Source organism: Clavibacter sp. (assembly GCF_014802555.1).
Lineage (GTDB): Bacteria > Actinomycetota > Actinomycetes > Actinomycetales > Microbacteriaceae > Clavibacter > Clavibacter sepedonicus.
The window spans coordinates 1-11,332 of the sequence record NZ_JAAVCB010000098.1 but is presented as its reverse complement, the minus strand read 5'-3'; the positions used below and the strand labels follow the sequence as shown (position 1 = coordinate 11,332).

The 11,332-nt window shown below is 73.7% G+C and carries 11 protein-coding genes; 8 read left to right on the top strand and 3 right to left on the bottom strand.

The features are described 5' to 3' along the window. A partial coding sequence (locus HDR73_RS10995) for an asparaginase (protein ID WP_287136439.1) occupies positions 1-667 on the bottom strand: 667 nt, incomplete at its 3' end. 171 nt (positions 668-838) lie between these two features. Here HDR73_RS10995 and HDR73_RS10990 point away from each other — a divergent pair. Together HDR73_RS10990 and HDR73_RS10985 are read left to right on the top strand one after the other, a co-directional pair. Continuing rightward, positions 839-1,867 carry a LacI family DNA-binding transcriptional regulator gene (locus HDR73_RS10990; RefSeq protein ID WP_012298849.1) on the top strand — a complete coding sequence of 343 codons (1,029 nt, stop codon included), beginning with the start codon at positions 839-841 and terminating at the stop codon, positions 1,865-1,867. Between the two features lie 62 nt (positions 1,868-1,929). Continuing rightward, a complete protein-coding gene (locus tag HDR73_RS10985; protein ID WP_012298850.1) occupies positions 1,930-2,724 on the top strand; it encodes a transglutaminase-like domain-containing protein in 795 nt (264 codons plus the stop codon). Between the two features lie 9 nt (positions 2,725-2,733). Here HDR73_RS10985 and HDR73_RS10980 read toward each other — a convergent pair whose 3' ends face one another. Next, positions 2,734-3,378 carry a hypothetical protein gene (locus HDR73_RS10980; RefSeq protein WP_012298851.1) on the bottom strand — a complete coding sequence of 215 codons (645 nt, stop codon included), beginning with the start codon at positions 3,376-3,378 and terminating at the stop codon, positions 2,734-2,736. Positions 3,379-3,573: 195 nt separating this feature from the next. On the opposite strand from HDR73_RS10980, the gene argS reads away from it, so the two are divergent. From argS to thrB, 6 genes are all read left to right on the top strand, one after another. After that, positions 3,574-5,238 (top strand): arginine--tRNA ligase, encoded by a 1,665-nt coding sequence (argS, locus tag HDR73_RS10975; protein ID WP_012298852.1) that lies wholly within the window; start codon positions 3,574-3,576, stop codon positions 5,236-5,238. Between the two features lie 11 nt (positions 5,239-5,249). Further along, the gene (locus HDR73_RS10970; RefSeq protein WP_012298853.1) at positions 5,250-6,080 is read left to right on the top strand and encodes an LmeA family phospholipid-binding protein; all 831 of its coding nucleotides are present in this window, start codon (positions 5,250-5,252) and stop codon (positions 6,078-6,080) included. A 158-nt stretch (positions 6,081-6,238) separates the two neighbouring features. Beyond that, the gene (locus HDR73_RS10965) at positions 6,239-7,738 is read left to right on the top strand and encodes a diaminopimelate decarboxylase family protein (RefSeq protein WP_012298854.1); all 1,500 of its coding nucleotides are present in this window, start codon (positions 6,239-6,241) and stop codon (positions 7,736-7,738) included. Further along, a complete protein-coding gene (locus HDR73_RS10960; RefSeq protein ID WP_012298855.1) occupies positions 7,735-9,066 on the top strand; it encodes a homoserine dehydrogenase in 1,332 nt (443 codons plus the stop codon). The genes HDR73_RS10965 and HDR73_RS10960 overlap by 4 nt, the downstream gene beginning before the upstream one ends. After that, positions 9,066-10,142 carry a threonine synthase gene (gene thrC, locus HDR73_RS10955; RefSeq protein ID WP_012298856.1) on the top strand — a complete coding sequence of 359 codons (1,077 nt, stop codon included), beginning with the start codon at positions 9,066-9,068 and terminating at the stop codon, positions 10,140-10,142. Before HDR73_RS10960 ends, thrC begins: the two co-directional genes overlap by 1 nt. An 11-nt stretch (positions 10,143-10,153) precedes the next feature. After that, positions 10,154-11,104, top strand: coding sequence for a homoserine kinase (thrB, locus tag HDR73_RS10950; RefSeq protein WP_041464940.1), 951 nt, complete (start codon positions 10,154-10,156; stop codon positions 11,102-11,104). Between the two features lie 10 nt (positions 11,105-11,114). Here the strand turns inward: thrB and HDR73_RS10945 are convergent. Further along, the coding region (locus HDR73_RS10945) for an integrase core domain-containing protein (protein ID WP_287136438.1) at positions 11,115-11,332 on the bottom strand (218 nt) is incomplete at its 5' end.

Below are 11,332 nucleotides of genomic sequence, written 5' to 3'. Positions count from 1 at the left end.
GCACGGCGTCGGCGCCGGGGTGGACGCTGACGCAGTCCACGCGGATCCGGTCGAAGCGGGGAGTGGGCGCGTGCAGGACGGGGAGCGCACGCGGCCGGGCGGTCATGCGGACGTCGTCGCCGACCACGCGGCCGAGCGGCACGCCGTCGCGGGCGGCAAAGGCGTCGGGATCCAGCGTGCGGGCCTTCACGAGGCCGTCGGCCGCGAGGATGCGCGAGGCGAACACGGCGAGCACGCCGGCCCCGCGCGCCTCCGACGATGCGGCGACGACGATGGCGTCGCGCAGGTTCCCCGGTCCGTCGCCCGCCGGGTCGTCGGCCGAGCGCTGGGCGCCCGTGAGCACCACCGGCCGCGGGTCGCGGGTCACGAGGTCGAGGAGGAACGCCGTCTCCTCGAGCGTGTCCGTGCCGTGCGTGATGACCACGCCGTCCACGTCGTCGCGCGCGAGCGCCTCGGTGACCGCGTCCGCGATGGTGCGGAGGTCGCCGTGCGTCAGCGCGAACGAGTTGACCCGGAGGACGTCGCGCGTGGCGACGGTGACGCCGGGCGGGAGGGCGGGCACGGATCCGAGCAGGCGCTCGGCCGGATCGGCGGCGACCGCGGATCCGTCGGCGCGCGTGCGCGAGGAGATGGTCCCGCCGGTGGCGAGCACGAGGACGTGGGGCATGCGGACGATCCTGCGATGCACAAACGATTGCGTCAATGGTTTGCGTCGAACGATCACGTTGCCGTCCTGTTGCGGGGATGTTTCCCCGCGGACGGCTCGGCGGCGTGCAACGGGTCGCCAGCGTGGCGGTGCGCGACGCTGTGCCATGCTGATCCGGGTGAGGAGCCACGAGTGACCCAGAAGCGCCGGCCGCCCACCACGCAGCGCATGATCGCGGAGCTCGCCGGGGTCAGCATCACCACTGTCTCCCGCGTGCTCAACTCCCGCGAGGAGCACCCCGGTCGCTGGGCCGGCCCCGAGACCGTCGCCGCCATCCGCGACATCGCCGAGCGCAGCGGCTATCGGCGGAACCCGCATGCCGCGAGCCTGCGCACCTCCCGCTCCGACCTCGTCGGCGTCCTCGTCCCGCGCCTCCAGGACTACGTGCTCGCCACCGTGTACGAGGGCATCGACGAGGCGGCGACCGAGCGCGCCATCTCCACGTTCGTGACGAACAGCCTCGACCGGCCGGACCTCCAGCGCAGCCGCACCCGCAGCATGCTCGACCGCCGGGTCGACGGCATGATCTTCGGCGACGCCCACCTCGACGACCCGCTGCTCGACGAGCTCGCGGAAGAGGGCGTGCCGTTCGTGCTCGTCTCGCGCCGCCGCGGCGACCACGTGGCCGTCACGTGCGACGACGTCGCGGGCGGGCGCCTGGCCGCCGAGCACCTCATCGCCCGGGGACGCACCCGGCCGGCCGTCCTCGCGGGGATGTCGTTCGCCTCCACAGCGGTCGACCGCACGCGCGGCTTCCTCGACGCGTACGCCGAGGCCGGGATGCCCGTGCCGGCCGAGCGCGTGATCCAGCGGGGCTTCGACGCCGCGGCCGGCCGGGAGGCGACCGAGGAGGTGCTGCGCGCCGGGCACGCGCCCGACGCGCTCTTCGCGACCAACGACTTCGCGGCGATCGGCGCCATGGGGGCGCTCCGCGACGCGGGCCTGTCCGTGCCCGACGACGTCGCGCTGGTCGGCTACAACGACACCCCGCTCGCGGCGTCCGGATCCATCGGGCTGACGAGCGTGCGCTCGCCCGTGCACGAGATGGGGCGGCTCGCGCTGGAGACCCTGCTCGCGCTCGTCGACGGCCGGGACGCCGCCTCCCGGCTGCTCGAGCCGACCCTCGTGGCGCGCGCCTCGACGGGGCCGCACCCGGGCTGAGCGCCGGCGCGTGCCGGGGGGGGGCGGACCGGGCGGGGCGGATCCGATGCCACGATGGACGCATGCGCCGCGACGTCTCCTCCATGCTCGAGCTGCAGGTATCCGGCGAGAGCGAGATGGCCTTCGCGGTCGCCGTGGCCCGGGGCGCGGAGATCGCGTCCGAGCACCTCTCCTTCGCCCTCGGCGGCCGGCCGATCGAGGCGACCGAGGTGGTCGACCGGCACGACACCCGGCTGCACGTCCTGACGACCGGCGCGGGCGTCCTGACGATGGAGTACCGCGCCACGGTCACGGGCCGCCGCGACCCCGCGCCCGTCGACGACGTCGACCTCTGGATCTACCGCCGCCCGAGCCGCTACTGCGAGTCGGACACGCTCTTCCCCACGGCACGCGGCGAGTTCCGCGGCCTCGACGGCCTCCCGCTCCTCGCCGCCGTGCGCGAGTTCGTCGCGGAGTCCCTGCGGTACGCGCCGGGCTCCAGCCTCCCCACCGACGGCGCCGTCCGCACCCTGCTCGCCCGCCGCGGGGTCTGCCGCGACTACGCCCACCTCGTGATCGCCATGCTCCGGGCGCTCGACGTGCCCGCGCGGCTGGCTGCGGTCTACGCGCCGGGCCTCAGCCCCATGGACTTCCACGCGGTCGCCGAGGCGTGGGTCGACGGCGCGTGGCATGTGGTGGACGCCACCGGGCTCGCACCCCGGCAGAGCCTGCTGCGGATCTCCACGGGTCGTCACGCCTCCGACACCGCGTTCCTCACCAACACGCGGAGCCTCGTGACCATCTCGCGCATAGAGGTGATGGCCACGGTCGACGAGCTGCCGGTCGACGACGTGGCCGCGCCCGTGCGCCTCGGCTGACGGGTCGGATCAGCCGCCGACGGTCTTCAAGACCGCGTTGCCGAGGTCGGCGTGGTCGCCCGGCTCGTAGAACGACGCCGAGCGCATGACGACCATGTGCTTCGACGAGTAGATGGTGGCGACGCCGATGGCGTCCTGCAGCTCGAAGTACGCCTCGACGCCCGACGGGTAGCCGGCGATCGGGTCGGCCAGGAGGATGGCCGCGTCGCGCCGCGACTGCAGCTCCGCCGCCACGGGCTGCGCCACGTCGATCTCGACCGCGGTGCCGTCGGACGACCGGAAGGCGCAGGCGATGCCCTGCATCGTGAGGACGTCGGCGCGCAGGCCGTCCGTCGAGGTGTCGGCCGGGAGCGCCTCGCTCGCGAAGCCGGGGCCGAACTTTGCGAGGTCCGGCAGCAGCTGGTCGCACGTGGTCGTCACCGGGGTGCCCTTGGGCGGCGCGGGCGTGGGGGAGGCGCTCGGCCCGGTGCCGGATCCGCCGCCCTGCGCCTGCCCGCCGCCGGCGCTCGCGGACGGGGCGGGCGTCGCGGGCTGGAGGGGTGCGGGGTTCGAGCAGCCGGCGAGGAGCATGGCCACCGCGATGCCGGCGGCCGCCGTGGCGGGGAGGGAGCGGGCGATGCGGGGCCGGGTGGGCGCGGGGAGGCGGGCGGGCATGGTGGTGCTCCTTCGGATCCGGGCGCGCCGCGGGTGCGACGCTCGGCGCGCGGCGTCGTGCCACGTGCGGGAGGCGGGATCGACACCCTACCGAGACCGGTAGGTGCCCCGCTGGGACGGTCCCGGTGCGTGGGACGTCGCGCGGACGCGCGGGTCGGGTGGGGCCGGTCGCGCCCGCCGGTAGGATCGATCCCCATGACGACCCCTGACCTGACCGGCGCCCTGTTCGAGATCGTGGCCCGGACGGCAGGACGACGACCGGGTGGCGACGCCATCGCGCTCAGCCCCGACATGGTCGTGCTCGAGCGCCCGCGCAACCGGGATCACGGCGACTGGGCCACCAACATCGCCATGCGCATCGCCAAGCCGCTGGGCGAGAGCCCGCGCACCATCGCCGCCGACATCGCCAAGGCGCTCGGCGAGCTGCCGCAGGTCGCGAAGGTCGACGTCGCGGGTCCCGGCTTCATCAACATCACGCTCGAGGCGGCGGCGGCGGGTGCCCTCGCGCACACCATCGTCGAGTCCGGCCCCGCCTACGGCCGAGGGCACTCGCTCGAGGGGATCCGCATCAACCTGGAGTTCGTCTCCGCGAACCCGACCGGCCCCATCCACCTCGGCGGCGTGCGCTGGGCCGCGGTCGGCGACAGCCTCGCGCGCATCTTGCAGGCCGAGGGCGCGGACGTCACGCGCGAGTACTACTTCAACGACCACGGATCCCAGATCGACCGCTTCGCACGCAGCCTCCTCGCGAGCCACCTCGGCGAGGAGACCCCCGAGGACGGCTACGGCGGCGCCTACATCGGCGAGATCGCCGAGCGCGTGGTGGAGGGGTACGAGGGCGACATCGACGCCCTCACCCGCGAAGCGCAGCAGGAGGTGTTCCGCAAGAGCGGCACCGAGCTGATGTTCGGCGAGATCAAGCAGAAGCTGCACGACTTCGGCGTGGACTTCGACGTGTTCTTCCACGAGGACTCCCTGCACGAGTCCGGCGCCGTCGACCGCGCGATCGCGCGCCTCACGGAGCTCGGGCACGTCTTCGAGGAGGACGGCGCGATCTGGCTGCGCACCACCACGTTCGGCGACGACCGCGACCGCGTCGTCATCCGCTCCACGGGCGAGCCCGCCTACATCTCCGGCGACCTCGGCTACTACCTCGACAAGCGCGAGCGCGGCTTCGAGCAGAACATCATCATGCTGGGGGCCGACCACCACGGCTACGTCGGCCGCATGATGGCCATGGTCGAGGCGTTCGGCGACACCCCGGGCGTCAACCTGCAGATCCTTATCGGCCAGATGGTCAACCTCCTGCGCGACGGCGAGCCCGTGAGGATGAGCAAGCGCGCCGGCACCATCGTCACGCTCGACGACCTGGTGGACGCGGTGGGGGTCGACGCCGGCCGCTACGCGCTCGTGCGCTCCTCCGCCGACCAGAACCTCGACATCGACCTCGCGGTCCTCGGCAAGCGCACCAACGACAACCCCGTCTTCTACGTGCAGTACGCCCATGCGCGCACGTGCGCCGTCGACCGCAACGCGGCCGCGTCGGGCGTCGACCGCTCGGCCTTCGCGCCCGAGCTGCTCACGCACCCCACCGAGTCGGCGCTGCTCGGCCTCCTCCAGGAGTTCCCGCGCATCGTCGCCCAGGCGGCCGAGCTGCGCGAGCCGCACCGGGTCGCGCGCTACGTGGAGGAGCTCGCGGGCTCCTACCATCGCTGGTACGACAGCTGCCGGGTCGTCCCGCGCGGCGACGAGGAGGTCACCGACCTGCACCGCACGCGCCTGTGGCTGAACGACGCGGTCCGGCAGGTCGTCGCCAACGGACTAAACCTCGTGGGCGTCTCGGCCCCCGAGCGCATGTAGGGGAGCGGATCATGTCGGGGCGCTTCCAGGGCACCGAGGTCTTCGAGGCGCCCGAGCGGCGGGATCCGCGGGAGGCCCGAAGGCGCCGTCGCGGCCCGCGCGGCGGCACCGTGTTCATCTGGCTGCTCGTGCTCGCCGTCATCGGCGTCGGGCTCGCGTTCGGGCTGCGGATCATCGACCAGACCGTCCGCGGCGTCGCCCAGGACCAGGCCGAGAAGCAGATCGCGGACCAGCTGCCCGGGCAGATCACCGGGCGCGTCGACGTCTCGATCGAGGGCGACTGGGTCATCCCGCAGCTCATCCGCGGCACGCTCGACCGCGTGGTGCTCGACGGGCCGAACCTCCAGGCCGACGGGACGCCCTTCCAGGCGCACATCGTCGCGACCGACGTGCCCACCGACCAGGAGCGCACCGTGGGCGACGTGGTCGCGACCGTGTCGATGGACCAGGCCCCCGCGAGCGCCCTGCTCGCCAAGACAGCCGGCACGCCGCTCGACCTGCGCTTCGGCGACGGGACGCTCGGCTACTCCGGGTCCACGCGGGTCCTCGGCCTCACACTCGGCTACACCGTCGAGGCGACGCCCGAGCTGCGCGACGGCTCCACCATCGTCATCACGCCCGCCCAGGTCGAGCTCCAGGCGGGATCGCTGAAGGTCGACCTCGCGCAGACCATCCAGGGGATCCGCGACATCACGTACCCCGTGTGCGTCGCGCAGTACCTGCCCGCGGGCGTCCAGGTGCAGGACGTCACCGTCGCCGACGGGCGCACGTCGATGACCGTGCAGTCCTCCTCGGTGAAGCTGACGCGCGACTCGCTGGGCGTCACCGGCAGCTGCGGCTAGCGGGTGGGCCCGCTCCGCGGCGGCCGCCGTCACATGGGCGGGGGCCCGGTCCGGCCTCGGTAGGATCGGACGCACCGCCCCCCCTCACGGCTCCAGGGACCACACCGGGTCCGCTCGCCATCCCGCACGTCCGCCCCCGCGCCCGAAGAGGTGACCGAGTGACCGCGAACCCGCTGGCCCCGTCCTGGCTGCGGCCGCCCGACGACGCGAACGCGCTGGATCCCGCGGTCTGGTCCCGCGGCACCGCCCGCGGCGACGACGGCGCCATCCGCATCGCGGGCGTCCCCGCCACCGAGCTCGCCGCGCGCTTCGGCACGCCGCTCTACGTGATGGACGAGGACGACGTCCGCTCCCGCGCCGCCGAGACCCTCGCGGCGTTCGCGCGCGAGGCCGCCGCCGTCGGGACGAGCGCCCGCGTCTACTACGCGGGCAAGGCGTTCCTCAGCATCGAGGTCGCGCGCTGGATGGTGGAGGAGGGCCTCCACATCGACGTCTGCTCCGGCGGCGAGCTGGCGGTCGCGCTCGCGGCCGGCGCGGATCCCGCCCGCCTCGGCTTCCACGGCAACAACAAGTCGGTCGCCGAGATCGACCGGGCGGTGGGCGCCGGGATCGGGCAGATCGTCGTCGACAGCCGGGTCGAGGTCGAGCGCATCGCCGCCGCGGCCGCCGCGCACGGACGCGTCCAGCCCGTGCGGCTCCGCGTGAACAGCGGCGTGCACGCCCACACGCACGAGTACCTCGCCACGGCGCGCGAGGACCAGAAGTTCGGGATCACGCTCCAGGACGCGCCGGGCGTCGTCGCGCGGATCCGCTCCCACGCGTCCCTCTCCTTCACGGGCCTGCACGCGCACATCGGCAGCCAGATCTTCGAGACCGACGCCTTCGTCGAGTCCGCCCGCCGCCTGCTCGACCTGCACGAGCGCCTGCTCGCCGACGGCCCCGTCCCCGAGCTCAACCTCGGCGGCGGCTTCGGCATCGCGTACACGTCGGTCGACCGGCCCGTACCCGTGCCCGAGATCGCCCGGCGGCTCGCGCGCATCGTCGGCGACGAGTGCGGCAGGCGGGGGATCCCGGCGCCCGTCATCGCGGTCGAGCCCGGCCGCAGCATCGTCGGCCCCTCCACCGCCACGCTCTACGCGGTCGGCACGGTCAAGGACGTGCTCGTGACCGTCGGAGGCGTCGACGGCGAGGTCGCCGAGGCCTCCTCCGCGACGGGCGACGTCGAGGACGCGCGCGTCGCAGAGGAGGCCGAGACCGCCGTCCGCCGCTACGTGAGCGTCGACGGCGGCATGAGCGACAACGCGCGCCCCGCCCTCTACGGCGCCGACTACTCGGTGCGCATCGCGGGCCGGGCGTCCGATGCGGATCCCGCGCTCGTGCGCATCGCCGGGAAGCACTGCGAGAGCGGCGACCTCGTCGTCCTCGCCGACTACCTGCCGGGCGACGTCCGCCCCCACGACCTCCTCGCCGTCCCCGCGACGGGCGCCTACTGCTGGGCGCTCGCGAGCAACTACAACTGGATCGGCCGTCCACCCGTCGTCGCCGTGCGCGACGGCGAGGCGCGCGTCATCGTGCGCGGCGAGACCGAGGCCGACCTGCTGGCGCGCGACCTCGGCACGCCAGCGGCCGCATCCCCCGACGTGAACGGAGCACGATGATCGAGTACCGGAACCTGCGCGTCGCCCTGCTGGGCTGCGGCTCGGTCGGCACCCAGGTGGCGCGCCTCATGCGGGAGCACGGCGACGAGCTGGCGCAGCGCGTGGGCGCCCGGCTCGAGCTCGTGGGCATCGCGGTGCGCGACGCGGATGCGCCGCGCGACCCGTCGGTGCCGCGCGAGCTGCTCACGACGGACGCGGAGTCGCTCATCCTCGGGGCCGACATCGTCATCGAGCTGATGGGCGGAATCGAGCCGGCGCGCGCCCACATCCTCGCGGCCATCTCCTCCGGCGCCGACGTCGTCACGGCCAACAAGGCGCTGCTGGCGACCCACGGACCCGAGCTCTTCGAGGCAGCCGAGCAGGTCGGCGCGCAGCTCTACTACGAGGCCGCGGTGGCGGGCGCGATCCCCATCATCCGGCCGCTGCGGGACAGCCTCGCGGGCGACCGGGTCGAGCGGATCCTCGGCATCGTCAACGGCACGACCAACTACATCCTCGACGAGATGGACACCCACGGGCTCGGCTTCGACGAGGCCCTCGCGACGGCCACCGAGCTCGGGTACGCGGAGGCGGATCCGACGGCCGACATCGAGGGCTACGACGCCGCGCAGAAGGCCGCCATCCTCGCGAGCCTCGCCTTCCACACGCGCGTGCCGGTCGAGGCCGTGCACCGCGAGGGCATCACGGGCCTCTCGTCCGCGCAGTTCGACTCGGCGCGCAAGGCCGGCTACGTGATCAAGCTGCTCGCCATCTGCGAGCGCCTCACGGATCCCGCCACCGGCCGCGACGGCGTCTCGGCCCGCGTCTACCCGGCGCTCGTGCCGCGCGACCACCCGCTCGCCGCGGTGCACGGCGCGAACAACGCCGTCTTCGTCGAGGCCGAGGCCGCCGGCGACCTCATGTTCTACGGCGCGGGCGCCGGGGGAGTGCAGACCGCGTCCGCCGTCCTCGGCGACGTCGTCTCGACCGCGCGCCGCCACGTCGTCGGCGGCCCGGGCGTCGCAGAGTCGACGCACGCCGACCTCGAGACGCTGCCCGTGGGCGCGATCACGACCCAGTACCAGATCACGCTGCAGGTGGCGGACGAGCCGGGCGTGCTCGCCCGCATCGCGCAGCTGTTCAGCGAGCACGGCGTCTCCGTGGAGACGCTCGAGCAGACGACGCATCAGGCCCCCGTGGCGGGAGGGGCGGGCGCCCGGCCCACCGCTAGCCTGGTGATCGGCACGCACCGCGCCACCGACGCGGCCCTCCGGGCCACCGTCGACGCGGTCTCGAACCTCGACGCGGTGACGGCAGTCGCGAGCGTCCTCCGAGTAGAAGGAGCCTGATGGCCCACCAATGGCGCGGACTGCTCCGCGAATACGCCGACCGCCTCGACGTCACGGACGCCACCCCGATCATCACCCTCGGTGAGGGCGGCACGCCGCTCATCCCCGCGCCGGCGCTCTCCGCCCGCACGGGCGCGAAGGTGTGGGTCAAGTACGAGGGCATGAACCCGACCGGGTCCTTCAAGGACCGCGGCATGACGATGGCCATCTCGAAGGCCGTCGAGCACGGCGCGAAGGCGGTGATCTGCGCGTCGACCGGCAACACGTCGGCCTCGGCCGCGGCGTACGCGACGCACGCGGGCATCACGGCCGCCGTGCTCGTGCCCGAGGGCAAGATCGCGATGGGCAAGCTCAGCCAGGCCGTCGCCCACGACGCCCAGCTGCTCCAGGTGCGCGGCAACTTCGACGACTGCCTTGACATCGCGCGCGAGCTCAGCGCCAACTACCCGGTGCACCTCGTCAACAGCGTCAACAACGACCGCATCGAGGGCCAGAAGACGGGCGCCTTCGAGGTCGTCGAGGTGCTGGGCGACGCGCCGGACTTCCACCTCATCCCCGTCGGCAACGCGGGCAACTACACCGCGTACACGCGCGGCTACCGCGAGGACCTCGAGGCGGGCAACGCCACGAAGCTGCCGCGCATGTTCGGCTTCCAGGCCGCCGGCAGCGCGCCCATCGTCGACGGGGCCATCGTGAAGGACCCCGACACGATCGCCAGCGCGATCCGCATCGGCAACCCCGCCTCGTGGAAGCTCGCCCTCGAGGCGCAGCTGCTCACCGACGGCTACTTCGGCGCGGTCTCGGACGCCAAGATCCTCGAGGCGCATCGCATCCTGTCGGCCGAGGTCGGCATCTTCGTCGAGCCCGCGTCGGCCATCAGCGTCGCCGGGCTCCTCGAGCGCGCCGAGGCCGGGCAGATCCCGAAGGGCGCGACGGTCGTCCTCACGGTCACGGGCCACGGCCTCAAGGACCCGCAGTGGGCGCTCCGCACCGCGGACGGATCCGACGTCGCCCCCACGAGCGTGGGCACCGACGTGGCGGAGATCGCAGGCGTGCTCGACCTGGTCGCGTCGTGACCGACGGTCCGATGCCCTCGGCGCTCGCGACCGGACGGCGCGTGCACGTGCGCGTGCCCGCGACGAGCGCCAACCTCGGCCCCGGCTTCGACACCCTCGGCCTCGCGCTCGCGCTGTACGACGACCTCACCGTGACGGTGCGCGACGCGCCCGGCGCCACGGTTGACGTCCGCGGCGTGGGCGCGGGCGAGGTGCCGACCGACGAGACGAACCTCGTCGTGACGGCCATCGCGCACACGTTCGCCGCGTTCGACCAGCCGATGCCGGGCCTCGACCTCGTCGCGGAGAACCGGATCCCGCACGGCCGCGGCCTCGGCTCCTCGGGCGCGGCCATCGTGTCCGGGATCATGGCGGCCCAGGGCCTGCTCGCCGGCACGGTCGAGATCGACGCCGACGTGCTCCTCCGCCTCGCCACCGAGATGGAGGGCCACCCCGACAACGTCGCGCCTGCGCTCTTCGGCGGCCTCACCATCGCGTGGGTCGACGGCAAGGGCCCGCAGCACAAGAAGCTCGCCGTGCACCGCGGCGTCTCGCCGCTCGTGCTCGTGCCGGTCGCGACCATGTCCACGGCGCTCGCCCGCAGCCTGCAGCCGGAGTCGGTGCCGCACGAGGACGCGATCTTCAACGTCTCGCGCTCGGCGCTGCTCATCGCGGCCCTCATCCAGAGCCCCGAGCTGCTGCTCGCGGCCACCGAGGACCGGCTGCACCAGGACTACCGCGCCGCCGCGATGCCCGAGACCAACGAGCTCGTCCACCTGCTCCGCGAGCGCGGCTACGCGGCCGTCGTCTCGGGGGCGGGGCCGTCGCTCCTCGTGCTCGGCAGCGACCCGGGCCAGCGCCTCACGGCCGCCGAGCTCGTCGCCGGGAACAGCGCCACGCCGTGGACGGCCCTCATGCTCGCCGTCGACGTCAAGGGCGCGACCGTCCAGGTCGTCGACGGGGGATCCGCGCCCGCCGCCTAGGTGTACTGGGTCATGACGTTGGTGACACTCGGGCCGCGGGCGTGAGCCGGTGGCTTGAGTGGATTCGTTCAGTGTTGTAGTGCTCGATGAAGGGGTCAAGCGCGTCGGCGCGGTGTTGGTTGCTGGTGAAGGGTTGCCGGTAGGCCCACTCGGTCGCGAGGGTCCGGTTGAAGCGCTCGACCTTGCCGTTCTGCCAGGGGCAGTGCGGGCGGATGAACTTCTGCCGCG